Origin of the sequence: Rhodoferax sp. U2-2l (assembly GCF_020594515.1) — a bacterium.
Lineage (GTDB): Bacteria > Pseudomonadota > Gammaproteobacteria > Burkholderiales > Burkholderiaceae_C > Rhodoferax.
The window spans coordinates 91,633-114,615 of record NZ_JAJCTH010000017.1 but is presented as its reverse complement, the minus strand read 5'-3'; the positions used below and the strand labels follow the sequence as shown (position 1 = coordinate 114,615).

Annotated in this window: 30 protein-coding genes; 11 read left to right on the top strand and 19 right to left on the bottom strand. The window is 60.9% G+C overall.

From position 1 onward, the window contains the following. Positions 1-151 precede the first annotated feature (151 nt). Positions 152-2,839, top strand: a complete 2,688-nt coding sequence (locus tag LHU53_RS15815) for a bifunctional acetate--CoA ligase family protein/GNAT family N-acetyltransferase (RefSeq protein WP_227333679.1) — start codon at positions 152-154, stop codon at positions 2,837-2,839. A gap of 408 nt (positions 2,840-3,247) precedes the next feature. On the opposite strand, the gene LHU53_RS15810 is transcribed toward LHU53_RS15815, so the two are convergent. The 14 genes from LHU53_RS15810 to LHU53_RS15745 form a co-directional block, all read right to left on the bottom strand. Then, a complete protein-coding gene (locus LHU53_RS15810) occupies positions 3,248-3,784 on the bottom strand; it encodes a phage virion morphogenesis protein (RefSeq protein WP_227333677.1) in 537 nt (178 codons plus the stop codon). A 119-nt stretch (positions 3,785-3,903) separates the two neighbouring features. Continuing rightward, the gene (locus tag LHU53_RS15805) at positions 3,904-5,109 is read right to left on the bottom strand and encodes a phage minor head protein (protein WP_227333676.1); all 1,206 of its coding nucleotides are present in this window, start codon (positions 5,107-5,109) and stop codon (positions 3,904-3,906) included. Beyond that, complete coding sequence (locus tag LHU53_RS15800; protein ID WP_227333674.1) at positions 5,106-5,327, bottom strand: hypothetical protein; 222 nt, start codon at positions 5,325-5,327, stop codon at positions 5,106-5,108. The genes LHU53_RS15805 and LHU53_RS15800 overlap by 4 nt, the downstream gene beginning before the upstream one ends. Positions 5,328-5,550: 223 nt before the next feature. Further along, entirely contained in the window at positions 5,551-6,699 is a 1,149-nt protein-coding gene (locus tag LHU53_RS15795) for a hypothetical protein (RefSeq protein WP_227333673.1), read from the bottom strand. A gap of 3 nt (positions 6,700-6,702) precedes the next feature. Further along, the gene (locus tag LHU53_RS15790) at positions 6,703-6,870 is read right to left on the bottom strand and encodes a hypothetical protein (protein WP_227333671.1); all 168 of its coding nucleotides are present in this window, start codon (positions 6,868-6,870) and stop codon (positions 6,703-6,705) included. Between the two features lie 2 nt (positions 6,871-6,872). Beyond that, positions 6,873-8,060, bottom strand: coding sequence for a hypothetical protein (locus tag LHU53_RS15785; protein ID WP_227333670.1), 1,188 nt, complete (start codon positions 8,058-8,060; stop codon positions 6,873-6,875). 3 nt (positions 8,061-8,063) lie between these two features. Beyond that, entirely contained in the window at positions 8,064-8,480 is a 417-nt protein-coding gene (locus tag LHU53_RS15780) for a hypothetical protein (RefSeq protein ID WP_227333669.1), read from the bottom strand. 6 nt (positions 8,481-8,486) lie between these two features. Continuing rightward, a complete protein-coding gene (locus LHU53_RS15775) occupies positions 8,487-10,412 on the bottom strand; it encodes a DUF935 domain-containing protein (RefSeq protein ID WP_227333667.1) in 1,926 nt (641 codons plus the stop codon). Beyond that, on the bottom strand, positions 10,412-11,818 hold the full coding sequence (locus LHU53_RS15770) for a terminase large subunit domain-containing protein (RefSeq protein ID WP_227333666.1): 1,407 nt from the start codon (positions 11,816-11,818) through the stop codon (positions 10,412-10,414). The genes LHU53_RS15775 and LHU53_RS15770 overlap by 1 nt, the downstream gene beginning before the upstream one ends. Further along, a complete protein-coding gene (locus LHU53_RS15765) occupies positions 11,818-12,375 on the bottom strand; it encodes a phage protein Gp27 family protein (RefSeq protein ID WP_227333664.1) in 558 nt (185 codons plus the stop codon). The genes LHU53_RS15770 and LHU53_RS15765 overlap by 1 nt, the downstream gene beginning before the upstream one ends. 5 nt (positions 12,376-12,380) lie before the next feature. Beyond that, positions 12,381-12,680 (bottom strand): ArsR family transcriptional regulator, encoded by a 300-nt coding sequence (locus tag LHU53_RS15760; protein WP_227333663.1) that lies wholly within the window; start codon positions 12,678-12,680, stop codon positions 12,381-12,383. A gap of 8 nt (positions 12,681-12,688) precedes the next feature. Then, on the bottom strand, positions 12,689-13,021 hold the full coding sequence (locus tag LHU53_RS15755; RefSeq protein WP_227333661.1) for a hypothetical protein: 333 nt from the start codon (positions 13,019-13,021) through the stop codon (positions 12,689-12,691). Continuing rightward, positions 13,018-13,533 (bottom strand): hypothetical protein, encoded by a 516-nt coding sequence (locus tag LHU53_RS15750; protein WP_227333659.1) that lies wholly within the window; start codon positions 13,531-13,533, stop codon positions 13,018-13,020. Before LHU53_RS15750 ends, LHU53_RS15755 begins: the two co-directional genes overlap by 4 nt. Further along, positions 13,530-14,078 carry a lysozyme gene (locus LHU53_RS15745; RefSeq protein WP_227333657.1) on the bottom strand — a complete coding sequence of 183 codons (549 nt, stop codon included), beginning with the start codon at positions 14,076-14,078 and terminating at the stop codon, positions 13,530-13,532. Before LHU53_RS15745 ends, LHU53_RS15750 begins: the two co-directional genes overlap by 4 nt. A 108-nt stretch (positions 14,079-14,186) precedes the next feature. On the opposite strand from LHU53_RS15745, the gene LHU53_RS15740 reads away from it, so the two are divergent. From LHU53_RS15740 to LHU53_RS15730, 3 genes are read left to right on the top strand one after another with little or no spacing between them, the layout of a single operon-like run. After that, positions 14,187-14,453 (top strand): Gp49 family protein, encoded by a 267-nt coding sequence (locus LHU53_RS15740; protein WP_227333655.1) that lies wholly within the window; start codon positions 14,187-14,189, stop codon positions 14,451-14,453. A gap of 1 nt (position 14,454) precedes the next feature. Then, the gene (locus tag LHU53_RS15735; RefSeq protein WP_227333654.1) at positions 14,455-14,832 is read left to right on the top strand and encodes a hypothetical protein; all 378 of its coding nucleotides are present in this window, start codon (positions 14,455-14,457) and stop codon (positions 14,830-14,832) included. A gap of 7 nt (positions 14,833-14,839) precedes the next feature. Next, positions 14,840-15,226 (top strand): hypothetical protein, encoded by a 387-nt coding sequence (locus tag LHU53_RS15730; RefSeq protein ID WP_227333652.1) that lies wholly within the window; start codon positions 14,840-14,842, stop codon positions 15,224-15,226. Positions 15,227-15,246: 20 nt separating this feature from the next. Here the strand turns inward: LHU53_RS15730 and LHU53_RS15725 are convergent, their stop codons facing one another. The 4 genes from LHU53_RS15725 to LHU53_RS15710 all read right to left on the bottom strand — a co-directional run bounded on the left by LHU53_RS15725 (position 15,247) and on the right by LHU53_RS15710 (position 17,319). Further along, entirely contained in the window at positions 15,247-15,618 is a 372-nt protein-coding gene (locus LHU53_RS15725; RefSeq protein WP_227333650.1) for a hypothetical protein, read from the bottom strand. 121 nt (positions 15,619-15,739) lie between these two features. After that, positions 15,740-16,372, bottom strand: coding sequence for a hypothetical protein (locus LHU53_RS15720; protein WP_227333649.1), 633 nt, complete (start codon positions 16,370-16,372; stop codon positions 15,740-15,742). A 35-nt stretch (positions 16,373-16,407) separates the two neighbouring features. After that, complete coding sequence (locus LHU53_RS15715; protein WP_227333647.1) at positions 16,408-16,875, bottom strand: hypothetical protein; 468 nt, start codon at positions 16,873-16,875, stop codon at positions 16,408-16,410. A 24-nt stretch (positions 16,876-16,899) separates the two neighbouring features. Next, positions 16,900-17,319, bottom strand: coding sequence for a helix-turn-helix domain-containing protein (locus LHU53_RS15710; RefSeq protein ID WP_227333646.1), 420 nt, complete (start codon positions 17,317-17,319; stop codon positions 16,900-16,902). On the opposite strand from LHU53_RS15710, the gene LHU53_RS15705 reads away from it, so the two are divergent. Together LHU53_RS15705 and LHU53_RS15700 are read left to right on the top strand one after the other, a co-directional pair. Then, positions 17,314-17,913, top strand: coding sequence for a hypothetical protein (locus LHU53_RS15705; protein WP_227333645.1), 600 nt, complete (start codon positions 17,314-17,316; stop codon positions 17,911-17,913). The two genes, LHU53_RS15710 and LHU53_RS15705, sit on opposite strands and share 6 nt — an antisense overlap. A gap of 27 nt (positions 17,914-17,940) precedes the next feature. Further along, a complete protein-coding gene (locus tag LHU53_RS15700; protein WP_227333643.1) occupies positions 17,941-18,207 on the top strand; it encodes a DNA-binding protein in 267 nt (88 codons plus the stop codon). 261 nt (positions 18,208-18,468) lie between these two features. Here LHU53_RS15700 and LHU53_RS15695 read toward each other — a convergent pair whose 3' ends face one another. After that, complete coding sequence (locus LHU53_RS15695) at positions 18,469-18,717, bottom strand: hypothetical protein (RefSeq protein WP_227333642.1); 249 nt, start codon at positions 18,715-18,717, stop codon at positions 18,469-18,471. 120 nt (positions 18,718-18,837) lie between these two features. Between LHU53_RS15695 and LHU53_RS15690 the strand changes: the two genes are divergently transcribed. The 5 genes from LHU53_RS15690 to LHU53_RS15670 are packed head-to-tail and all read left to right on the top strand — an operon-like array spanning position 18,838 to position 22,707. Next, positions 18,838-19,311 carry a hypothetical protein gene (locus LHU53_RS15690; RefSeq protein ID WP_227333640.1) on the top strand — a complete coding sequence of 158 codons (474 nt, stop codon included), beginning with the start codon at positions 18,838-18,840 and terminating at the stop codon, positions 19,309-19,311. 2 nt (positions 19,312-19,313) lie between these two features. Continuing rightward, complete coding sequence (locus LHU53_RS15685) at positions 19,314-19,535, top strand: hypothetical protein (protein WP_227333639.1); 222 nt, start codon at positions 19,314-19,316, stop codon at positions 19,533-19,535. Next, positions 19,525-19,836 carry an IclR family transcriptional regulator gene (locus tag LHU53_RS15680; RefSeq protein ID WP_227333637.1) on the top strand — a complete coding sequence of 104 codons (312 nt, stop codon included), beginning with the start codon at positions 19,525-19,527 and terminating at the stop codon, positions 19,834-19,836. Before LHU53_RS15685 ends, LHU53_RS15680 begins: the two co-directional genes overlap by 11 nt. Before the next feature lie 28 nt (positions 19,837-19,864). After that, positions 19,865-20,899 carry a hypothetical protein gene (locus tag LHU53_RS15675; protein WP_227333635.1) on the top strand — a complete coding sequence of 345 codons (1,035 nt, stop codon included), beginning with the start codon at positions 19,865-19,867 and terminating at the stop codon, positions 20,897-20,899. An 11-nt stretch (positions 20,900-20,910) separates the two neighbouring features. Next, on the top strand, positions 20,911-22,707 hold the full coding sequence (locus LHU53_RS15670) for a hypothetical protein (RefSeq protein WP_227333633.1): 1,797 nt from the start codon (positions 20,911-20,913) through the stop codon (positions 22,705-22,707). Positions 22,708-22,983 lie beyond the last annotated feature (276 nt).

Sequence of the window (22,983 nt, the reverse complement as noted above, 5' to 3'; positions counted from 1 at the left end):
GGGGCATGGGTGGCAAGGATACCGCGCTGCGCAGTGTGGTTTGCTTGCCCGCAGGCGCTGCCACAATCGCGTTTAGGTGTGCGATATCAGTGCTTTTTCTGAACGTACAGGTTAAGCTTGACACGGTTTCTAAAAGTCAATAAGCAGTTTCATGGATAAGCATTTTTTAACGTCGTTGTTTTCCCCGGGCTCCATTGCGGTGTTTGCCGGTCGGTCTGACCAGCCTGAGTCGCAGACACCGCAGGCGCGTGCCCTGCACCGCGCCATCACCGCGCAGCAGTACAGCGGCAAACTGGTGTTTCTGGACACCCACGCCAGCGGCACGCTGGCCGATCTGGCCAACACGCAGGCTGATCTGGCCATCATCGCTCTGCCACCCAGCGAAGTACCCGCCGCCCTGGAGCTGGCCGGGCGCATCAAATGCCACTCGGCGCTGGTGATTTCCAGCGGGATTGACGCGGCCATGGCGACCGAATTGCACAAGATGGCCTCGCGCGACGGCATTTATCTGCTCGGGCCGAACTGTCTGGGGTTTCAGCGGCCGCACCTGAATCTGAACGCCAGCGTGGCAGGCCCCTTGGCCGCCACCGGACCGCTGGCGCTGGTGTCGCAGTCGGGCGCGCTGACCTCATCCATTCTGGACTGGGCGCGCAAAAACGCGGTGGGTTTTTCCACCGTGGTGTCACTGGGGCCCAACACGGCGGTGGACATGGCGCAGGTGCTGGACTTTTTGGCTTCGGACGCCAAAACCCACAGCATCGTGGTCTACATGGAGGGCATCACCAACGCCCGACGCTTCATGAGTGCGCTGCGTGCCGCCGCCAACGCCAAGCCGGTGGTGGTGCTCAAAGCCGGGCGCAAGCCGGCGGGCAACCGGGCCGCGCTGACCCACTCGGGCACCATCGTGGGCAGTGACGATGTGTTTGACGCCGCACTGCGCCGGGCCGGTGCGGTGCGGGTGCGCTCCTTTGTACAATTGTTCTCGGCGGCCAAGTGCCTGGCCTCGCGTTACAAGCCGGTGGGGCGGCGTTTGGCCATCGTCACCAATGGTGGTGGGCCGGGTGTGCTGGCGGCCGACTGGGTGAATGAAATCAACCTGCAGTTGGGTCGGTTGAAGCCTGAAGAGATCGTCGCGCTCAAGCCGTTGATGCCCCCCTTGGCAACCCTCAACGATTTGATTGACGTGTCCGAAGATGCCGGTCCCGAGCATTACCGCACCGCCATCGAGGCCGCCTGCCGCGCTTCGCAGATTGACGGTATTTTGGTGATTTATTCACCCAAGGTCGACATCGATGGTGATGCCATCGCCACCGCCATTGCCAGCTTCAACCGCCAGGTGAGCAAACCCCTGCTGACCTGCTGGATGGGCGACGCCTCGGTGGGTGATGCGCGTCGGCTTCTCAATGAGGCCAACATCCCGACGTTTCGCACGCCGGAAGCCGCCGTGGGCGCCTTTGGCAACATTGCCTCTTTCTACCAGAACCAGCAACTGCTGCAGCAAACACCGCCGCCGCTGAGTGATCTGGCCATGCCCGACGTGGAAGGCGCGCGATTGCTCATCGAGAGTGTGCTGGCCGAGCGCCGCAAGGTGTTGACCGAGATGGAGTCCAAGGCGCTGCTGGCAGCGTTCCACATTCCGGTCACCAAGACCATTTTGGCGCGTTCCCCCAACGAAGCGATGATGATTGCCACCCAACTGGGTTTCCCGGTGGCGCTCAAGATCGACTCACCCGATATCAGCCACAAGTCGGATGTGCAGGGTGTCGCCTTGAACGTGATGAACGCCGTAGGCGTGCGCGATACGTTTGTCGACATGATCCATAACGTGACACGGTTGCAGCCCGACGCCAAGATCAACGGCGTCACGGTGCAAAACATGTCCAGCCAGCAACGTGGCCGCGAGGTGTGTGTCGGCTTGGTCACCGACGACCCGTTTGGCCCGGTGATCGCTTTTGGTGCCGGTGGCACCATGATCGAGCTGATCAACGACCGTGCCATGGAACTGCCGCCGTTGAACCAGTTTCTGGCGCGCCGCCTCATCGAACGCTCTCGCGTGGCAGAAACCCTGGGTTTCTGGCGCGGTGCCAAAGCCGCCAATGTCGAGGCGCTGGAGCAAATCCTGCTGCGTGTGTCAGAAATGGCGTGTGAACTGCCGCAACTGCGCGAGATGGACATCAACCCCATCATCGTGGACGAGTCCGGCGCACTGGCGGTGGATGCACGCATCGTCATCGACAACGCGGCGCCCTCGGTGCGGCACTACAACCACCTGTCCATCCTGCCCTACCCGTCGCACCATGAGCAGGTGTGCCCGATGGCCGGTGGCGGTGAATACATCGTGCGCCCGATCCACCCGGACGACGCGCTGATGTTGCAGAGCTTTGTGCGCGGACTCTCACCCGAGAGCCGTTATTTCAGGTTTGTGTCGAGCATGCAGGAGCTGCCCTCCAACATGCTGGCGCGCTTCACGCTGATCGATTACGACCGCGAAATGGCACTGGTGGCCTTGCATGCCTCCACCAGCCTGGACGCCAATGGCCAGTCACAGCAGACGACCCGCATCGTGGGCGTGTCGCGCTACATCACCAACCCGGACCGAAGCAGCTGCGAGTTCTCCTTGGTGGTGGCGGATGACTTCAAAGGCCAGGGCCTGGGCTCACGGCTGATGTTGTCGATCATGGACTTTGCGCGTGAGAAGGGTCTGACCGAGATTGAAGGCCTGGTGCTGGCCAACAACAACAACATGCTCAAACTGATGCGTGGGCTGGGCTTCAAGGTGAAATCGTTCCCGGAGGACCCGGACTTCAAGCTGGTCACGCATCAGTTGCAGGCGTCCTGATTTTGTTGGCGGGGTGTTTGGGCCCCATATACCCAAAACCCCTTCATCATCGGTGGACAGCGGAGTTGGTGTGGCCTGTGTGATTACCCCGGATTTCCGCGTTTTGTGCCCATGTTCTGGGGATTTGCAATTGGCCTCCTCCAGACCGGACATTGGCTTCATTCAGGTTGTGCCTGATGGCGATTGATCAGTTGCGCTTCAATCATCACACCCATCAAGACTGATGCAGCATGCTCCTACTTGTGAAGGGAGTTGAGATATTCAAAGTAGAAACGGCGCGATATTTCGCACTTTTGAACTTTTTACCGCTTGGTTTCGCTCGTGGTTTTTGAAAATCTGTTTCGCGTGGGGAAACAGGGAAACTGGGCGAGGAATCGGCGATTTTTTGGGGAGTTTCGGCGTCTGATGTTACAGGTCATCCATCAGGTAAGCGTTGATTGCCTGCAGCACGTCTGACTGCTCAGCAGGGTACAAAGCCCCGTTTTGATGGATGGGTAGGAAAGGGCGGGCGGGGATGGTGACTTTGCGGCCCCGGCCTGCTTTTCCGCCGAATTGCTGAATGGCAGCGTATTCTGGCGTGCTGACCACGGTCAGTGAGTTGCCCACAGCCCTGATGTCGAACTGGCGCCGTAGTTCACCGTCTGCAATCAGCGGCTTCTTGTTGGCCAGGGCGCGTTCACCGGCTGCATTCAGGCTGCCATCCTTCTTGACCTTGCTCTTTTGCCCAGCCAGGCGGCCGCTGAAAAGACTCAATGTCACCGCGCTGTTTGGCTTCCAGGCCACGCCATCCGGGCCTTTGCTGGTCTCAAAACGTCGCCTGGTGCGCTCCACAATGCCTTCACCGATCGTCTGCAAGGCCGGGGTCAAGTTGTCGACCCGGGCCGACAGCTTCATGAGCGTGCCCTGAACCGCTTTGTCGTCAACAGTGATGGTGAAGCTGGTCATGAGGGTGTCTTTTCAAAAAGCAGGGGCGTTTCTATAATTTGGACTGCTCTGCGCTGTATCGGCTCCCGCGTTTTGATCGCGGATCGTTTCGGACGTCTTGGTCGGGGGTGCAGAGCAACTCATTTCGGTGTCTTGATGATCAGTGACAGCAAGGCCAAAGCCCGGTTTTTCTTGCCGGGCAGCACTTCAAACACCGCCCGATACGTTTCCCCGCCGAATTTCTTGGACGCCACCACGGTGGCATTGCCGTTGCGGCTCACATCGCCCGCCCTGGTGCTGTCTGCCTCATTGAGCACAGAGCGCACACGCTCATAGTCCGATGGTTTGGCTAGCCGTTGCCCTTTGCCGTCGTGGCTGTGACTGGATTCAGCGTGGCGCGGGGCATCACCCGGTATCGTGACAAAGTAACCCAAAACATCGCTGCCGGCTGCTGCAGAAACTGCATCAACCGCCTCCACAAAGCCCACAAACAAAGGCTCCGTCACGCTGCGATCAACCAGCATGCGCTGGGCGAAGGCTGTGGCCGCTTCAGTCGTGTTGATGTAGCGGCCAATGTCGGCGGCCATTGCCTTGGCGATGGCTGGCGGGTACGAGATCAGCTTGTCCTGCACCATCTGGCGCAGCGGCACATTCACATTCGCCCCAGGCGCATACCCAAACCCCTTGCCGATGCCCACCGGCTCACCCGTGGCCGGGTCGATGGCATCCCAGCCTGCGGGCGGCTCACCCAAGCCCGCGCGGGCGCTGGCTTCACCCTCACGGCGCGTCACGCTGGTGATACGGCAGTGGCACCCAAAGCCATTCGGCGCCCAATGCGACTTCCAGAACGGGTGATCGTGGCGCAGCGTCAGACCATGCCAGGCCAGATGCTGCTGGCGCGGGTTCAACACACCGTCGCTGTGGATGTAGCGCCAATACGGGTGCAGCTTCAGCACCTCTGGGTCTGTCATCTGCTGGTACCGGCCAGCGCTGTAACTGGTGGCCATATTGGTCTGGTAAATGATGCGCGTGCGCCAGGCCTCACCCTCACGGGTGCCTTCACCCGTCCAGCCGGTCCAGCCGTGCTTGGCCACGATGGCTTTGAAATCTTTGCGAAACGCCTGCAGACCTGCGCCGTCAGCGGCGCTTTTGACCACCGCCTGGTGCAAGTCAGCCAGCAAGTCTGCCTTGGCCGCACCGGCCACGATGAAGGCCCGATCGTGCGCACTGCGCATGATGTCGTCCCAGCGATCGGTGGGCAGGCGCAGCTTTTGCACCAGGTAATCAATTTGCGCCTGGAACGGTGTGCCAAAGCCAAACGCTTGATCTGCAACGGCCGTGCTCATGGCGTGCCCGCCTTGCTGGCCATGACCTTTTGCGCCACGTTGGAGGTGAAGTAACCGCCCATCAAGGTGATGACGACATCGCGCCACAGCAGCGGCTCAATGAGCTTGAGCGCCAAAAACAGCGACGCCACCAGCAACACCGCCAGGGCCAGCAGGAACTTGCGCGACGTCAGCCGCGCGGCGGGCGCGTCTGGGGTCTGGGGGGTGGAGGTGGTCATAGGCGGTGCAGCAGTAAAAGATCAGCCTCACGCGCGCGGCGGGTGCGGTTTGGCCTGGATTGAGAAAACCGGTGCGACGATGGATACATCATTGGCCAGCCGCCGCCGCCATCGGATCCGGGCCACGGCGGCGGCGTCACCGCGACATCAATCAGGCCCAGCATCGCCCTGGCCAGCGGGCCGTATCCGATACCACGCAAGGCGACAGCGCGTGTATCCAGGCTCATTGCCGCACCACCGTGGTCACACCGGACGCGCTGGCCAGGGTCTGGCTGATCGGTCCACCCACGTGCGACGTGGAGGTGAGCGTGACCGGGCTGCCCAGCCCGTACCAGGCGGCCAGATCGTCCACCAGCGCGCCCACCTCCAGCCCGGTGGCGTGCGGCGTGGCCAGGGTGGTAATCGTTACCGCGCCGTCGCCCTCGGTGATGGCTTGTTCCAGCCCACCGGCAAGGCGCTGCGTCTGGCTGATGCTCAGCGGCGCACCCACCTGCAGGCCATGCAGCAAAACCACCTGGTACAGCCGCTGCGCTTGTGCAGACGTCAGCAGATACACCCTGTTGTCCACCTCAGGCGCAAACCACTGCTGCCCATTGACCAACAGCGGGGCCTGCAGATCCACCACCCCGGTCTGCACCGAGGGCGGCCACAAGCTGTTGTCATTGTTCAAGAAGGCGGCAGTCAACTCCCAGCGGGTGCTGATATCGGGCACATACAGGGCATTGGTGTTGTCCAGCTTCAGTGGTGCCAGCGTCACCGCCTGGGGCGTCACAGTGGCCGCATAGACCACGGACGTGTTGATCAGACAAGGCGGTGACAACGCCACCGCACCTGTGGCCACCGTCGGCGCAAAGAAGGTCTGTGAATTGGTGTGCACCACCCCCGGTGTCAGGGCCTGCGCACCGCCGCCCACCAGCGCCACGTCCGGCGCATACAAGGCAGGTACATTGACCAGCAGAACCGGTGCCAGATCAACCGCGCCCGGGCTCACGCCAGGCACAAACAAGACGGCGCTGCTGCTTAGCAGCGTCGGCAGCAGACTGACCGATCCGACCCCCACAACTGGCGCAGACAGGGTGCTGACATTGGTCAGCAGTGGTGCAGTCAGGGCCACCGCCTGGGGCGTCACCATGGGGGGCAGCAGCGTGTTGGTGTGTGCCAGCAACGCCGGAGTAAGCGCTGCCGCGCCGGGTGTCACCGTCGGCGCGAAAAACGCCGCAACATTGACCAGCAGCCCTGGGCTGAGCGTTTGGTTAGCGTCCCCAAGTGAAGTCAGAACCAGCTCGGCATCCCACCAGGCAGCGGGCTGCAGCTCGGCATCCAACCAAGCATCGGGGCGCAGCTCGCCATCAAACCAGCTCAGAAATGCCATTCTTTAGCCCGGCGGTGTGAAGGTGGTGCCGTCAAACGTCCAGCCCACCGTCTCGTCACCCACCCGCTCCAGAATCAGGTGCTCGGTGTAGATGTCGACCAGCTGCTCGATGGCGTCAACGGAGATGCATTCCTGCACCACCCCCTGTGCGTTGATGATGACGTAGATCATGCTTATCGCTCCATGATGGACAGCTCGCCGTTGATGAAGCTCGCCGTGGTGCTGCTGGCCAGATAGCAGTGCAGCAGGCAGGTGCCGTTGTACAGCCGCACGCCTGGTGTGCCCAGAATCTTCTGGGCAGTGACGTTGGCCACGGCAGTGCCAATGGTGGCCACGTCGCGGCAAATCATCAGGCTGACCGCACCCGCCACCAGCGAAGTGCCCAGCGTGATGCCTTCGATGGACTGCACCCCGGTGTCGCCCGCGTCCAGGTTGAACCAGGTGATGGTGCCAATCACCGGCGAGATGGTGATCTGCGACCCGGCAATGCCCAGCAGCCGCGCCGTGCGGCCCGACACGCCCTGGCTGTTGGTGTAGGTCACCGTGGCATTGGCGATGGCCGCAGAGTTGGTGTTGGCCGTGGTGGTCAGCATGGCAATCATGCAGCCCTCACCCGCAGATGAGCCGTTGACATCCCGCGCGGGCAGCGTGGGGCTGCTGATGGCCTGCAGCGTGGTGGTGGTGACGACAATGCCGCTGTTGACCCACAGGCAATCAAAGAACAGGTGCGAGTGGTTGATGTTGGACGCCAGCACCAGCTCGGTGATGAAGTTGGCGCCGGTGCCCGGGTTGGAGATGGGCACACAGCCGAAGTCCGCCGCCTGCGTGCCGTCGGTGACGCGGCCATTGATGCCGGGTGTCCCCGGCGCCCAAGCTCCCGGAAAGCCGCCGTCTTTGGCGGTGCAGTACCAGTAGCCCACCGTATCAGCAGCGGTACCAGTCTTCATGAACGGGATGGTGCGCCCGTTGTAGGCCCCCAGGCCCGCAGGCGGGTACTCGGCACCCGACTTGTCGCGGTGGGTCCAGCGGCCTTCTTCGCTGAAAGTCATGTTCTCACCGGGCAACAAGGTGAAGCCCATGAGTTCGATGCTGTTGGCGCCGTCGGTGTGCAGCACTTCCACCCGGCAGTTGGTGCCCGCGCTGGTGTTGGTGATGTACAGCCCTTTGACGTTGCGCTGGGTGCTGGCGGCCGGGCTGTCCACCACGGTGACGGTATCGGCCGTGGTGATGCGGGTGTTGGTGCGCAGCGGCGTCACGGTGGCGCCGGACAGATCCACGTAGCTGGCGTGGACTTCGATGGCGTCAGTGGCGGTGCCGGTGACGATGCGCAGCAGGTCGCTGGCGGAGGTGAGTAACAACATGGCTTACAGCTGAAAAATGCCCAATGCATTCCAGGTGATGCTGATCGCGCCACCATTGGGCAGCACTGGCAACCCACCCACGCCGGTATCAAACCAACCCACCAGCGGCCAGGTCGTGTTGGCCCCCGCCGTTTTGACAAAGAGGACGATCGCCTCAACATTGTTGCCGGTCACAGCCGGAAACGACAGGTCGGCGCCATCAAACAGACCATCCACAAAGGTCTTGCTGCCAATCTCCTGCTCGGTGCCGACCTGCCCGGCCGCAATGCTGTTGAAAAACTGGTGCCCGGCGTTGTAGCTGGCCACATCGGTGTCAATCAGCGCAGCATAAACACCGGTGGCACCCGCGCCGTTGAGCGAGCTGGCCGCGTTGGCCTTGAGGGCTTCCTGTTTGAACTTCGGGTAGAGGGCGTTGGCCATGGCGGGTTACTCCTGGTGGGTTTGATAAGTGGTGACCGTGCGCACAATCTCATCGTTGGCATCGCGCTCCACGGTTTGCACGGCTTTCGCCGGGTGGGTGTTGTTGACGGTGACCGGGGCGGGCTGCACGGTGATGGCCGGGGCCGCCAGATTCACCACCGTGGCCGGTTGTTCGGGCACGTTCACCGTATTGGTGATTGGCACCGCGCTGGGCTGGATGTGGTTGTGCACCACCACAGCTTCTTTCGCGTGAAGCAAATCCACACTGCTTTGCAACGCCGCCACGCTGGCGCTAATCTGGTCCAGGCGCGGGTCGGGTGTGGACTCAAGTAAGGTAGGCGCAAGCTCGGCAAACGCCGCTGGCCTGGCTGTCGGGCTGATTTCTTGGCGGGCACTGTCAATACCCTTTAACTCGGCCAGCGCCAGGCCAGCGGCCATCAGCTTCACCAGCTCGGCCGTGTCCAGATCGCCAAACGCCTGCACCATGCTGTTTTGCAGCGCAGCCAGCGAGCTGGCGCTGTCCACCAACTGCTGCAGTTGGTTTACCAGAGTGCTCCACATCGGGGCGCTGGCGCTGGTGAGCGAGTCGGTTTCAGACTGCAGCGGGTCGGTGCGCCGTGCAACCAGCTGGTCAATTTTGTTCGCGTAGACAGTTGACCCAGGTGTGGGCTCAGCAAAGCTGGCGGGCTTGGCTGCGTTGGGATCTGCGCCTGCCGCCGCTGCGCCCGTGGGTAGCGCCACAGGTGGCGGTGGTGGTGGCGGCGCTGCCTCCCAGCCTGGGCCGTATTTCTCGCGCACGGCGTCCAAAGACAGCTTGAACCCCATGCTGGCCACGTTCTTGTCGGTCTCGCTGGCGGCCTTGAGGTCTTCGGGCTTTTTGATCACCCGGCTGACCAGGCAAGGCGCCAAGCCATTGAGCTCGCAGAACCAGGCGATCAGCGTGCTGTTGAGCGTATCGCTCAGCAGATCAGAGTCGGCCTGCACCAGGTCAAGCCGCACATCCTCGCGCTCATTGCTGGCCGCACCGGTGGCGCCCGTGGCCTGGGTGGGCTCCTGGCTGAGGATCACCTCGCTGATCCAGCCGTCCATGTAATGGCAAAGCTGCTCTTGTGAGCTGATGGAGCCGGTGAGCTTGCTCTCCAGCAGCGCAATCTCCATCCCTGCCGGGGTCATGATGACACCGTCATTGCTCATCGCTTTCAGCGCATCAAACAGGGTGCCTTTTTCCTTGGCGCTGGCGCCATTGGGATACTTGCCCCAGGGCGTGGGTGAGCCAAACCGGTCATTGAGCTTGTTCCAGGCCAGGATGCCCTTGCGCTTGAAAAACACCGGCCAATACAGCTGCAGACCCAGCCCGGTGCCGTAGGGGTTGTCATCCTCGGGGTTCACACGGTGGACGATGAACTTCTTGTCTTCAAGCGCCTCACCGGTCAGCATGTTGGCCGCAGTCAGCAAGCGCAGTTCTGGCTCGGCGTTCGGGTCGGTTTGCACGTAGACAAAGCGCCTCTGAGACCGCTTTTTGATGCGCCTGGGAGTGATGCGGCCATCACGGTAAGTCCAGACGATCTCGGCAGGCACAAAACCGGCCAGCAGTGCGTCAAGCAGCTCACTGCACAGTTTGTCAAACAACGCGCTTTTCAGCATGGCTGTGACCACCTCAGCGTCACGCTTGCCAGCTTCTCCCTCTTCAACCGGGTCCACCTGCCAGGGGCGGCTGATCAGGGCCAACTTGCGTTTTTGCAGGCCGCTGAACACTTTGCCATCGCGCTTGAGGTCGCGGTACAACTCCCAAGCCTGTGCGCCACCACGCTCCAGCAACAGCGGGTCGTTGGTGCGCACCACACCCATGTAATTGGTCTCAAACGGGTCGCGCAGCCGGTTGGCAACTTCGGTATCCAGCTCGGGGGGTTTGGCTTTTTTGGAGGTGGCCATTACATAAATCCTTGTGCGTCAGCGCCACGGGGTTGACCGCTGCTCATGTATTCGATGGGGGCGGATGGGTCAGATGCGGCGTGCAGGGCCAGCGCAAGGGCCCAGAAACGGTCAGCGTGGCCATCGGGCGTGCTCTCGGCCACAAAGCGGATGTTTCCTGCAGCTGTGACCACCTTCTGCACCTTGCGCAAGTCGGCGCGGATCACCGGGTCATCAGGGATACGGACCTTGCGGTCTTCCATGGCGCCGCGCACCGGGTAGGCCAAGGCTTCTTTGACCGGGCCGGTGAATGTGACGGCTTCCACCCGCTGCTCACCAAATTGGTCCTGCGCGTCATCGGCCCAGCCAATACCCAGGCCACTGGCGTCAATGCAGATCCGATAGCAGATCGCAAACCATGGGTACAGGATGGCTTCCTGGGCGCTTTTGCGCATCTTCTCCATTGAGATCACCACACGGGTGTAGAACACATCACCCAGCTGTTCCACCACCCACAGCACGGTCAGATCCTTTTTGCGGCCAATGTCCACACCGCAATAAAGCCGCCCGGTGAACACATCTTCCAGGCTGCGCTCCCAGTAGGTGCCCGCCGGGTATTCACAGGCCATCAGCAGCTGGTATTCCAGGAACTTGGCATCGTCATCAGCCGGGATGCACATGTACTCCTGGTCGAAGGATTCAAGGTCAGCACACCCGCTTTTGAAAAAGTCGAAATAGGCTGCCTCATCCATGCCCTGCTGCTCAGCATCAAAGGGCAGCGCCTGCTGCAGTTTGAACAAGAAGCCTTGGTCAAGCGCATCCTGCAGGGTGACCCGGTGCAGGCTGATTTTCTTGGGGTTGCCCTTCTCGCGGGCCTCACGAATCAGGCCGTTGAAAAAGCTGTATGACCCCCGGTGGGTGCTGATCACCTCCATGTTGCCGCCCCAGGTGATGCCGGGGTAGGCAATGGCCCAGAGCTTGCGCTGGTCACCATGCAGCGCAAACTCATCAAGCACCCGGCTACCGCGCTTGCCTGCCTGGGCGTCGGGGTTGCTGCTCATGCTGTGGATGCGTCGGCCGCTGGCAAACTGCAGCACATAGGCGGTGAGCTTGTCCTTGGCGTCAATCACCACCTCGCCCAGGTCTTTGGCGGCCAGGTTCATGATGCCAGCCCACAGCTTGCAATCTTCAATGAACAGCCGCGCCTGGATGTCATCACGGCTGCTCACCCATTCATCAAACCGAGCGCCTTGGGCCGCTGCGCGCTCATCAGTACCGTAGGCCGTCGACCAACTGATACCGATCTGGCGCGACTTCTCCATCAGCTTCAGGCGTGACTGGTCCTTGATCCATTTCGCCTGGAAAGGCAAAAAGATGGCGTCCCGGTCGGCCGGGATGATCTTGGCGCAGCCTTTGATCTTTGCCATCAGACGATCCCCAGCGCCTCACGGATGGCGCGCTTGGTGTCTTCTGTCACGCCGCCTTTGCTGCCCATGGCGTCCAGCTTGGCGCGCTGTTCTTCCAGCAGCTTCTGGCGGCCAGCCTCTTCAGCTGCCAGCCGCTCACGCTGGCTCAAGGTGCGGGTTTCCATGGCGGCACGCGCCGCCCGCGACAAGTCGCCCACCTCCTTGATCGTCAAGTCATCGCGCTCCTGGGCACCCATGGCTGCATTGGTGCAAACCGTCGTCACCATTTGTGCCAGCAATTCGCCCGTTTTGTCACCCATGTCTTCACCAAACTCGCTCACAAAGGTGTTGGCCATGGTCCTGAACTCGCGCTGGCGGGCGGTGAACTCCGCAAACCCGGCGCCGTAGCGCTGCATCGAATACTTGCTGGGCAGCTCGCCACTGCGTGCTAGCTCAGGGTATTTGGCCTGCAGGTCGGCAATCATTTCGTCCAACGTCAACCGGTCTTCACGCAGCAGCTTTTCAACATACTTGCGCACGCCTGGCGCCAGGCGGCTGATGGTGCTTTTGCGGCCCATGGCGATCAGGCTCCGGGCCGGGCAACACCCGGCACAGTGGCCCGACCGATGGCCACATCCATGCCGCGCTCGGTAGCCGAGGCCACCAACACCGGGCCCAGGTCTTCCAGCTTGACCAGCGCTTGTTCCTGCAGCCAGCTCAGTTCGGTTTTCACCTGGTCGCGCGTGATGGCGTGGCCAAAGCGTTCCAGCGCCATCGTCAGCACACTGCTGTTGGCGCGGTACATGGGCAGCTCAGTCAGCAGCCTCAAGATCACCAGCCGCCGGTCATGGATCAGGTGCGTGGCAAAGTCGGTTTTGTGCATGGGGCAACTCACTTCTGAATCAAAAAATCTTCGATGCGGTTCACGCTGGTGCGTATGGGTGCAATCTCAGCGCTGATCGAATCGCGCAGGATCTGCGCCTCGCGCATGTAGTCATCGCGCCGCATGTACGTGCGGGGTATTTCTGACTGGAACCTCAGGAAATCTCGCTCCAGATCCAAAGTAGTCTTTTGCGCGTTTTCGATGGTTGTAGACAGAGCTTTGAAGCGTGCATCCAGGGACCGCTCGTACTGTTTGACGATGACCTTTGTCAGCGCCCAGTAGCCGCCGACCAGCGCAAAAACCAGAAAAAGCAAATTGGTCATGGTGAATTCAAAAATCATGGTGCGTGCCAATCAATCAGTTTGTCGAGCCGGGTTCGGCAGACTTCGTACTGGGCACCGGCGTCGATGCCCCAGTCTGCGACTTGGGTGTCTGTGGCGAAAACGTCGGCGGTGATGGCCGCGCTGCTGTCGTCTGCAACGCCGGTAGCGGGCCCATACGCTGCAGCAGTGCCGCTGGTGGGCGCGGGCACAAGGGTGATGCCGGGGGCACGCTTGAGCACGCGCAAAGCAGCGCTGTCAAGGCAAGTCCGGCCAGTCGTATGGGTAGAGATGGCACGGTGCGCCTCCTGGGTGAGTTGATCAATCTGCGCCTGCTGGGTGAGTAGCCCGGTGGTCAGGGCGTCGCCGCGGGCCTGCTCGGCCTGCAGCTGCTTGATCGCGGCGTCTTGCTGAACCGACTGCTTTTTCAGCCAGGCGGCGTTGCGGTAACGGTCGCCCGCGTAAAAGCTGCAGCTGGCCCACACCAGCAACAACAGCGGGATCCAGAACAGCGGGCGGGTCAGCATCTTCATTGGGCCGCTCCTGGTGCGTTCTGGCCCAAGCACATCGCCCGAAGCGCCTGGCGGTCTGCCCACACGCCACGGCAGGTGCGGTTGTCTGGGTGGCTGCACCGGTCTTGCGGCTTGGTCACCGCACCGGCGCGGTCGTAAAGCAAGATGGCATCACACGCGCCTTGGTAGTCGCCCACCTGCAAGCGGCGCACGATGGTGCTGGGGCCGGTGCGGGCGTCGTTTTTGCACACCGCCGTGGTGCCCGTGTTGTGGCCCAGCGCCACAAAGGCATCCCATTCGTGCTGGAACATTGGGGCACTGATGCAACGCTTCAGCGCCCGCTCGGCATCACTGGCATCGGTGCGCAGGCGTATCAGCGCCCGCACGGGTGTGGTTTTGTCACCCATCTTCACGCCTTGAGTGGTGCCAAACCCAATGGTGGCCACCCGTGCGCCATGTACAGGGTCAGGGTAGGCGCGCTCGCTGTAGTCCTCGCGCTGGGCGATGTAAGCCAAGCCCGTGGCTGACAGTACCAAGGCGGCTATAGCGGTGCGGTTTATTTCCATGCACCTACTGTCGCGCGCGCGTGGCAAGTGCAGTAAGTAAAGCGCTTTAGTTATTGCGCGGGCGTGCGCACAGTGAAACTGGATGCCTCACCACCACCGAGCCCTGCAATGACTGATACAAAAGTGACTGAAGAGCAAGTCGAAGCCGCCATCCAGGCCACAGACTTTTATGTGTTTCCCGGCACGACCGTTACCGTCTGTCTACTGACTCTGAAAAATGGCGCCAAGGTGGTGGGCTACAACTACGGCGCCATCGACGTGGCCCGCCAGGACTGGGCAACCGGCCGCTTTGAAGCCCGGGCCATGGCCATTGAAAAGGTCTGGGAACTCGAAGGCTACGTGCTGCGCAACCAATTAGCCGCGAAAGGGCAATGACATGAAAAAACTACTTGCAATCATGGCCGCTGTGATGGCCGTCGCCGCCTGCAGCGATGCCGATGTCGCGTCACACAACCTGTCAAAAGCGGCTGACCAATTCGAGGTTGCCCGGCGCATCGTCTTCTACAACGGCATCACCGGCGACTACATGCTGACCATCCAGGGCCTGTGCTCGCTGGGCAATGCCGACAAGGCGCGCGAGATTTCTGTGACCTGCAAGACCGGCCCCAGTGCCTACAAAAAGCACTTTCTGGGGCTGTCTGACAACGTCACGTTTTTTGTGGAGCAAGTGGACGCGGCCCCGGCCAGCCCGTACCAATACCGCGTCGTCTTCAAGCCGCTGGCCATCGTGCCAGACATCGAAATTCGCCAGTGAGGTCACCATGCACGACTCATCTATCGAGGAAAGGGCTCAACCCCAACGCAAGACGGCCAAGCGTGTTCTGCAATGGGCCATCCCCAACGCGCTGTTTGGCGTGGCGCTGTATTTCGGCGTAGTTGAAGGCGTGCAGGGTGCCGCCAACATTGCCCAGTTCATCATTTGGTTTACGTTTGCCATCAGTTGGGTTAGCCTGTCTGATGCCTTTGTAAGGCGTGTGCGCGCAGAGGGTCCATCACCCATTCCTGCCTCGCTCGGCTTGTCATTTGATCTGGCTGCGCTGGCTTTGCTGCTTTGGTACGGATGGATTTTTAGCGCCATCGCATTGGCAGTTCGAACAATGTTATTTTTAAGCATTCGCCATAGCGCACACCATGAAACAAATCATTGACACGGCCCGCACCCGCGCCTTCAGTGTTGCAGCAAGCTTGCCGGCTGCGCACCTTCAGGCCATGGAAACATTGGTTCGTTCTTTGGTGGCAACAGCAACACCATGGACCACTGCAAAAATAGCACTGCAGCAATCGTGTGATGCTTTGAGGGCAGCCCAGCCGGAAGTGGCAACAGCTTAGCGTTGCCTGCCGCATGGTTGGCTGCAGCCACAGTGATGGACTGCGTGAGCCGCTCAAACAAAACCCGCCAGGCACCGGGGCTTGGTTCAGTGGCGGTCCATTTCCCACCGTTGGCCAACACCCATAGCGCCTGGTCGGCCTCGTTCTCGTTCGCCTGCAGATAGGGCAGGCTGCGGATCTGCGCAAAGTGGGGCCGGAACACTTCAATCATGGGCCACAGTGCCTCAACGGTCTGCCAGCCGTCCAGATACATAACTGGCTGGTCTTGCCAGCCATCAGCCAGGTGCAGGCTGAAAAAGTGCTGCAGCACAAAAGAACCGGTGTCACTCATGTCAACCCCCACTCTGGCCACGTTTGGATTTGACCGGTGCTTCAGGTATTGCCTGCCCTGGCAGGAACACCTCGTAACTGTTGCCCTTTTTGCGGCGAACAATGTCACCCAGTTCATCCGCAAAGTACAAAACGTATCGGCAATGCTCAGTGTCTGGTGCCGCCGCCATGTGCGGGTACAGCGCCGTTTGCTTGATGCCAGGATTCTCTTCAATGAAGGGCTTGATGCCGCGCATGCACTGCTGGTACAGCGGGTCGGCCTCTGCAAAGATCGTCATGATCTTCTTGAAGATGCGCTGATCATTTGGTGGCGCAGTATTGATGCCATAGGCAATCTTCTGCAAAAACCGTCTCGCGCCGCCCCAATCACCAGCCGCAAGCATCGGAGAGAGCTCAACAAACACCGGGTGCTCTGTAACCTCAATAACCCGTGGATCACGATCACCGACCGGATTGCCGCTTTCGTCAGTCGCTGTGACAGCAAGTCGGGCTTCTGAATTTGTTTTGTTGCGCTGGCTGGTGCTGCCGGACGTGCGTGTTGGTTGCGATGGCGCCAACTTTGGGCCACGTTTTGTATCTTTTTTGTACCACCACACAAGGCCTGCCGCTATCAGCACCGAGATTAACAACCACATGACGCTCCCCTTTCAGATTTAAAACCGTCGTTACATCACCCGCCCACCATCCCGTTAGTCCGGCGAACCTCCACCAGGTGCGTGCGCAGGCGCAGCAGCTCGCGCGGGTCCAGATCCATCACCAGGGCGGTGCCGAACTCGCAGCGCATCCAGTCCAGCACGGCAATGCGCAGGGGCTTGGGCAGGGGGCGCATCAGGGCCAGCACGGCGCGCTGGGCGGGGGTGACTTCGGGGCGAGCGTTGGCGAGGCTGCCCCTGCTGCGCGCTGGAGGCGCGGGAGGCGCTACCAGCGCGAAGGAAGGGGGCTGCTGCACCACCGTGGCGTGGTGGATGACCACCGGGCCGCTGGCCCGCACGTTGTGCACGTGATCGTGCTGATGCTGGTGGTGGTGCGTGTGCTGGTTGTGCGCGTGGTTGTGCGCGTGGTTGTGGATGGTGTTGTGGTTACCGTTGATCTGAATTGCCGCGTGGCCCGAGTTCTTTTGTTTTTGCTCATCCCTCATCGACTAAAACCCCCCTTGGTTGAATTACTTTCTGGTGCGTGACATCACCTTGTTGCCAGAGCCTCTGACCTGTATTGAGCCTGGCGCGTTGTTGACCTGGTTGTTGCCATCCTTGGGCTTGGGCGCCTCACCTGGCGTGGCTGACAGCAGCTCACGCACAGCAGCGCGCCGGGCGGCTGGGCTGGCTTCCTTGAAATAGCCAAGCATCGTTTCTTCTTCTGAAGTCAGCTTGCGCGGCGGTTCAAAACTCCGATCCCCCGTGATGACATAGAGAACATCCACACCGACGCGAGCCATCGCACTCAAAGCGTTCGCATCTGGGCCGCCAATGCCGTTCTCCCAGTTTGCGACTGTGCCTCTAGATGCTTCAGCAATTTCAGCCATATCCGTCTGGCTATACCCAAGTCTTTTTCGCTCGGATTTGATGCGCTCAGAAATTTGCATAAAAAATTATTCAAACCGATTGAAATTGCACAAAAAACTATACATAATTCACACCAAGCAAACGCTAACCGCTCCTACAACCACCAACCAAGGACAAAAAAAATGACACCCGAAAAAGCCAAGCAATTCATCCGTCAATCCGGCTTTTCCGTGGTGCGCTGGGCGGCACCGGTCATGGCCTCCAACACCCTCACGATTCGACTTTGGCCATCGGCTTGCAAAGTCATCATCGTCATCACCCGCTCAGACACCAGCAGTGCGGCTTCAAAAGCCAAGATGCCCGCGCCGGCAAAAGCGGTTACCACGCCGCCAATCACGCAAAACAGCACTGATGAGGGCGTCACCGGCCCCAGCGCGATCGACAGCATGCCCGCCATACCCACCAGCGCTACCAGCAACATGGGCCAGTTACGCCGCCAAAAACTGCTTTTAGGTGCCGCATTGATGTTTTTGGCAGCCAGCAGCTTGTTTATCTCAATGGCCCTCTTGATCGCTGATAGCACCGAATACACCAATGCGGCGATCAGCGCCATCACCTTCAGCCAGCTCTGCATGTCCATCTTTTTCTTTAACCAGCCCAAGCTGGCCCCCTGAGTTGTCAACACTAACTTACACCATTCTATGAACAAAATCCGCACTCCTGACGAGGCAAAAGAGTGGCTGGCATACCAGGGCATCAGCGCTGCCGAGTTCTGCCGCATGCACGGGCTGCCCACCAGTCTGGTGTACGAAATCTTGAACGGCCGCAAACGGTGCCTGCGCGGCATGAGCCACAACATTGCCGTGCTGCTGGGCATGAAGCGCGGCGTGGTCACCACCCGCCCGGCCCGCGTGGCCGGTGCCCCGCGCAACAGCAGCGCCGCCCAGGCTGCAGGGGCACAAGCATGAGCGCCGACCTCAACCAAGCGCGCGCCTGGTGCCAGCGCAACATCGACCCCTGCCCGCGCAGCCCTGAGTGGAAGGCTGGCGCCACCGCTGGCTGCTTCAAAGCCTATGGGCTTGTGCCGCCCAAGAGCTCCTGGGCCAGCGGCACGGCGCAAGACGACGCTCACCGCGCGGGCTTTCTGTATGGTTACGAGCAGGCCAAGCATGACCTGCAAGCCGGAGGTAACGGTCTAAGCACTGATCGTGACCGCTTTGGCTTTGACGTCACTGCGCCGAAGCTTGGCGCGAGCTACGCGCAGCTTCAAGCGCGTCAGCCAACTGCTGAAGCATCTGGTAAGCACTGCGGTGCATCACACTGCCCGCAGTGTGGGGCAGTGCTGCCATGCGCCACCCCTCAGCCACCAGGGGGCCATCAATGACACCCTGCATCTCCAGTGCGGCAGTCACCCGCAGCAGCGCCTGGCCAATGCCATCAATGCGCCCGGCCAGTTCATCAAATAGTTTTTCGTCCATGGTTTGCTCCAGTTGGAAGGTTGCGATGGCTGAACTTTGCCGCCAATTCCGGCAAATCAGCGTTTCCAGCACAGCGATTTGTTTGGAAGCCAATCCGGCGCTGCCAGAGAGGGCCTTCCAATGACCCGCCGCAATTGGAAAAACGTCCAACCAGCCAGCATGGTCGAGGCGCTGCGCCTGTGCAAAGAATTTGCGCAGGAGAAAAAGAACCTGTCCATCGAACGCATTGCCGACCTAATGGGCGCCACCCATGACAGCCTCTACAAATGGCTGGCCTTGGGCACACTGCCAATCATCAGGTTGCCCTCATACGAGTTGGCCTGTGGCTGCAACTTTGCCAGCGTCTGGCTGCTGACAAGCTCGGGCAACAAGATCGTGATTGACATGCCCAAGGGTCGCAAGGCCAGCACCGCCGATGTGATGGAAGTCAACACCAGCTGCGCCGCCGCACTGACCCTGCTCGCCTCCTTTTACGCCGCCCCTGAGTCCACCGACCTCGAAGCGACTCTGGCCGCGCTGCGCACCCACATCGAGCAGGTGGCCTACCACTACCGCAATGTGGCCAGCTATGCCACACCTGAACTGGAGTTTTGATCATGATGACCGAAGACGACATCTCTTTCGCCCTGGCCACGCATGCGCCCGACATGGCGCGTGGCTTCAGCATCAGCACCAGCCGTGGTGCCTTCTACGTCCCACCCGGGCGCGTGGCCGACACCATTGCCCGCGCTGTGACCCGTGCCTTGCAGTGCGAGCTGCTGGCCACCATCAAGCGCGCCCAGCATGCCAAGCGGCAGGAGGCTGGCCATGTCCTCTGAGCGCAAAACCGACTACACCAACGCCGCACAGCAGCGCCTGCTGCAGCTGGTGAACCTGCTCGCCGGCAATGAGCTCACTGGCCTGGCGCCCAGCCAGATCGCTCGCGACCTGGACTGCGCCCCCAGCGTTGTCACCCGCGATCTGGACAACCTGCGCACCGCAGGCTGGGCCGAGCAGACCCCCAAAGAACTCTGGCGGCTCACCCCGCATGTGATCCAGCTCAGCGTGCGCCATGGCGAGGCGCTCACCGCCTCGCGCCAAGAGTTCAACGACGTCACGCGCCGCTACGGCCTGCGTTAACCCCATTTTTTGAAGGACTGAAACCACCATGGCTACCCAAGGACGCAAACCCATGCCCGCCGCACCCGCCGTGCCCGGCACCCTGAACATGACAGCCGTTGCTGAAGACCTGGCAGCTGCCGACCAACTGATTGAGCTGCGGGCTGATTACTCCGAAGGCCGCGACCTGGTGAATCAGCTGCTGGGCCAGGCGCAAATGGCTGACGCCATCGCAAAGTTGACCGGGACGGTCGCGGTTTCAAAGATGGCCTTTGTCAAAGAACACAAGCTATATCAAGCACTTAGTGGAATGAAAGACCGGGACGGTCCCGGTTTGGCAGGCACTTGGGAGGATTTCTGCAAGCTTCTTGGCAAATCCGCTTCAAAGGTAAATGAAGACATAGCCAACCTGCAAACGTTCGGTGAAGCCGCCCTTGAATCCATGTCCGCCATGGGCATCGGCTACCGCGAACTGCGCCAATACCGCAAGCTGCCCGAAGACCAAAAGCTCGCTCTGATCGAAGTTGCCAAAACGGGTGACAAAGACAGTTTTGTCGAGCTGGCCGAAGAGATCATTGTCAAGCACGCCAAAGAAAAAGAGGCCATTGCCGCCAACCTGCAGCAGGCCGAAGAAAAGCTCGAATCCAAAGACCGCCTGATTGCTCAAAAAAATGAGCACATCGACAAGTTGTCTGAAGAGATTGACCGCCGCTTCACGCCCCGGCCAGACAGCATTGCCAAAACGGAAGCCGAGCAAAAGCTCATCACCGAGATCCAGGAAGCCACCGCCGCCGCCCAGTTTGAAATCCGCCGCGTGTTCCAGGCCGCTGATGCTGCGCTGGATGGCACTGCCCGCGAAGCCATTGAACTGGCCGCCCGCCAGGCGGTTGAATACCTGTGCCAGCAGCTGGTGGATATCAGCGCCGAGTTTGACATTGCGGTTGATCTTGAAAGCCGTCTCAAGCCCGCCTGGATGACTGACGACATGCTCGCCGCCATGGAGGCCAGGAGCGCCGCCGCTGCCAGCCAGCCAGCAGCACCCGCCAAAACCAAACTCAAGTCGGTGCAAGGCGCTGCCAACTAAGGCCAAACACCATGGATGCCATTCGCATGGAAATCATTCACCAGGCCGCGCGCGACCGCTTTGCGGCACCGCATGGGCAGCAGGGCCAGATCATTGAGCGTGCAGCGCGTACATTGGGTTTGTCAGTGCCCCGCACCCACGCCCTGGTCAGCCAAGCCAGCCGCAACCTGTTGTTGGCTAAGCCGCGTAAGCGCCGCTGCGATGCCGGTGAGATGGTCTACACCGATGCCGACCTGATGCTCATCAGCGGCACCATGATGAGCGCCAGGCGCGCTGGCAAGTGGGAGCTGAGCTGCGAAGCCGCCATTGACATGCTGTTTGCCGCCGGGAAACTCAGCGCCCGCCTGAGCCCAGGGCGCACTATGCAAGTGCTGCGCACCCGTGGCATGCACCCCACCCAGTTGGCCCAGCCCAGTCCCAGCGTGCGCATGCGCACCGAACACCCCAATTCGGTGGCGCTGATAGACGCATCGGTGTGCGTGCTGTACCGCACGCCAAAGGGCGAGCTGTTGCTGCTGGAAGAAGATGGCGTGCACTACAAGAACAAGCTGCACAACTACACCCGTGTCATGAACGACCTGTTGGTGCGCTACGTGGGCGTAGACCACACCAGCGGCTGTGTTGCAACGCGGTTTTACCTTGGCGGTGAAACGGCCCTCAATGCGCTTGACTTTCTCATGTGGATGATGACCCAACGCTTTGATGCCCAGGGCCAGCCCATGCCGTTCTACGGTGTGCCGCGTGAGCTGTACACCGACCAGGGCAGCGCCTTCAAGTCCGCAGAGTTTAAAAACTTCTGCAGCGTGATGGGCATCAAGCTCTACCACCACAAGCCCAAAAACAGCCGTGCCACCGGGGCTGTGGAAAACGCGCAAAACCTGGTTGAGCGTGGCATGGAAAGCCGCCTACGCTTCCTGGACCCCAACAGCATCACCATGGAGCGCCTGCAAGCGCTGGCCGAGCTGTGGATGCACTGGTTCAACAGCACCCGCAAGCACAGCCGCCACGGCATGGCTCGCTACGCATGCTGGAGCCTGATCACCGAAGACCAGCTCATCATTGCACCGCCGCTGGAGGTCATGCAGTCTCTACCCGCCACTTTGGCTAAGACACGCAAGGTCACCACCAACATGCAGGTCAGCTTTGCGTACAAGGACCAAGGCAGCAGGGATTACGACGTGCGCTACGTGCCCGGCATCTCACCTGGCTCGCAGGTGTATGTCACGGTCAACCCACTCGCACTGCCCAGCGTGCGCGTCGGTGTGACAGATCGCGAAACAGGTGAGATCGTTTGGCACCAGGTGCAGCCAGTCGAGGTGGACCGATTTGGCTTTGCTGTAGACGCACCCAAGCTGGGCCAAAGCTACGCCGCCATGCCAGACACCCCGTCTGACACCCACCGCAAAGCCATCGCAGCCCAAGCCTACGCCACCCCGGCAGGCCCAGCCACTGTGGCGCAGTCTGACGAGGCCATCAAACGCAAACAAGCCCCATACGTTGGGCAGTTTGACCCACTGGCCGACCTCAAAGCCGCCAAGGTGCCCGCCTACTTGCCGCGCAAAGGCTCAGTGCACGAAGCCACGGCCCCCAGCATTGAAGTCACTCGCCTGAGTGTGGCCACAGCCTGCCAGCGCATCAAGCTGGCCCTGGGTGATGACTATGACATTGGCACCTATGCCTGGTTGACCGAGCGTTATGGCAGCGCTGGTGTGCCTGAAGACGTGGTGCAGTCACTGATAGCGCAACGCCGCCAGGCAGCTGTTGCTGTGCCGCAAGGTGGCTTGCGTGCTGTAGGAGGTGGTGTATGAGGCCAACCAAAGTCACGCCAGCGCTCGTTCGAGCCTTGTTCAAGATGAGCGGCAACGCCACCAATGCGCAGATATCCGCTGATCTGGGCTTGGGTGTCAGCACCCTCAGGGCCGTGCGTTCCGGGAAATATGCGCTGGACAAGGCCAGTTTGCTCGCATGGCATCAGACCTTCGGCAAGGAAAAGGGCCAAGAGGGCCGCTTAAAACCCGCCAAAAACCCGCGAAAGACTCAGGCCGCTGCGGTGGCCCTGCCCAAGGCCTCAAAGCCCGCCACGG

Excerpts from the sequence above, each read along its gene's own strand:
- LHU53_RS15780 (WP_227333669.1), bottom strand. The coding sequence starts at position 8,480 with ATGGCCAACGCCCTCTACCCGAAGTTCAAACAGGAAGCCCTCAAGGCC.
- LHU53_RS15770 (WP_227333666.1), bottom strand. The coding sequence starts at position 11,818 with ATGGCAAAGATCAAAGGCTGCGCCAAGATCATCCCGGCCGACCGGGAC.
- LHU53_RS15785 (WP_227333670.1), bottom strand. The coding sequence starts at position 8,060 with ATGTTGTTACTCACCTCCGCCAGCGACCTGCTGCGCATCGTCACCGGC.
- LHU53_RS15805 (WP_227333676.1), bottom strand. The coding sequence starts at position 5,109 with ATGAGCACGGCCGTTGCAGATCAAGCGTTTGGCTTTGGCACACCGTTC.
- LHU53_RS15810 (WP_227333677.1), bottom strand. The coding sequence starts at position 3,784 with ATGACCAGCTTCACCATCACTGTTGACGACAAAGCGGTTCAGGGCACG.
- LHU53_RS15670 (WP_227333633.1), top strand. The coding sequence starts at position 20,911 with ATGGATGCCATTCGCATGGAAATCATTCACCAGGCCGCGCGCGACCGC.
- LHU53_RS15815 (WP_227333679.1), top strand. The coding sequence starts at position 152 with ATGGATAAGCATTTTTTAACGTCGTTGTTTTCCCCGGGCTCCATTGCG.
- LHU53_RS15790 (WP_227333671.1), bottom strand. The coding sequence starts at position 6,870 with ATGATCTACGTCATCATCAACGCACAGGGGGTGGTGCAGGAATGCATC.
- LHU53_RS15755 (WP_227333661.1), bottom strand. The coding sequence starts at position 13,021 with ATGATTTTTGAATTCACCATGACCAATTTGCTTTTTCTGGTTTTTGCG.
- LHU53_RS15700 (WP_227333643.1), top strand. The coding sequence starts at position 17,941 with ATGAACAAAATCCGCACTCCTGACGAGGCAAAAGAGTGGCTGGCATAC.
- LHU53_RS15750 (WP_227333659.1), bottom strand. The coding sequence starts at position 13,533 with ATGAAGATGCTGACCCGCCCGCTGTTCTGGATCCCGCTGTTGTTGCTG.
- LHU53_RS15715 (WP_227333647.1), bottom strand. The coding sequence starts at position 16,875 with ATGAGGGATGAGCAAAAACAAAAGAACTCGGGCCACGCGGCAATTCAG.
- LHU53_RS15710 (WP_227333646.1), bottom strand. The coding sequence starts at position 17,319 with ATGCAAATTTCTGAGCGCATCAAATCCGAGCGAAAAAGACTTGGGTAT.
- LHU53_RS15675 (WP_227333635.1), top strand. The coding sequence starts at position 19,865 with ATGGCTACCCAAGGACGCAAACCCATGCCCGCCGCACCCGCCGTGCCC.
- LHU53_RS15740 (WP_227333655.1), top strand. The coding sequence starts at position 14,187 with ATGACTGATACAAAAGTGACTGAAGAGCAAGTCGAAGCCGCCATCCAG.
- LHU53_RS15725 (WP_227333650.1), bottom strand. The coding sequence starts at position 15,618 with ATGATTGAAGTGTTCCGGCCCCACTTTGCGCAGATCCGCAGCCTGCCC.
- LHU53_RS15735 (WP_227333654.1), top strand. The coding sequence starts at position 14,455 with ATGAAAAAACTACTTGCAATCATGGCCGCTGTGATGGCCGTCGCCGCC.
- LHU53_RS15690 (WP_227333640.1), top strand. The coding sequence starts at position 18,838 with ATGACCCGCCGCAATTGGAAAAACGTCCAACCAGCCAGCATGGTCGAG.
- LHU53_RS15720 (WP_227333649.1), bottom strand. The coding sequence starts at position 16,372 with ATGTGGTTGTTAATCTCGGTGCTGATAGCGGCAGGCCTTGTGTGGTGG.
- LHU53_RS15695 (WP_227333642.1), bottom strand. The coding sequence starts at position 18,717 with ATGGACGAAAAACTATTTGATGAACTGGCCGGGCGCATTGATGGCATT.
- LHU53_RS15745 (WP_227333657.1), bottom strand. The coding sequence starts at position 14,078 with ATGGAAATAAACCGCACCGCTATAGCCGCCTTGGTACTGTCAGCCACG.
- LHU53_RS15760 (WP_227333663.1), bottom strand. The coding sequence starts at position 12,680 with ATGCACAAAACCGACTTTGCCACGCACCTGATCCATGACCGGCGGCTG.
- LHU53_RS15730 (WP_227333652.1), top strand. The coding sequence starts at position 14,840 with ATGCACGACTCATCTATCGAGGAAAGGGCTCAACCCCAACGCAAGACG.
- LHU53_RS15680 (WP_227333637.1), top strand. The coding sequence starts at position 19,525 with ATGTCCTCTGAGCGCAAAACCGACTACACCAACGCCGCACAGCAGCGC.
- LHU53_RS15800 (WP_227333674.1), bottom strand. The coding sequence starts at position 5,327 with ATGACCACCTCCACCCCCCAGACCCCAGACGCGCCCGCCGCGCGGCTG.
- LHU53_RS15795 (WP_227333673.1), bottom strand. The coding sequence starts at position 6,699 with ATGGCATTTCTGAGCTGGTTTGATGGCGAGCTGCGCCCCGATGCTTGG.
- LHU53_RS15685 (WP_227333639.1), top strand. The coding sequence starts at position 19,314 with ATGATGACCGAAGACGACATCTCTTTCGCCCTGGCCACGCATGCGCCC.
- LHU53_RS15775 (WP_227333667.1), bottom strand. The coding sequence starts at position 10,412 with ATGGCCACCTCCAAAAAAGCCAAACCCCCCGAGCTGGATACCGAAGTT.
- LHU53_RS15765 (WP_227333664.1), bottom strand. The coding sequence starts at position 12,375 with ATGGGCCGCAAAAGCACCATCAGCCGCCTGGCGCCAGGCGTGCGCAAG.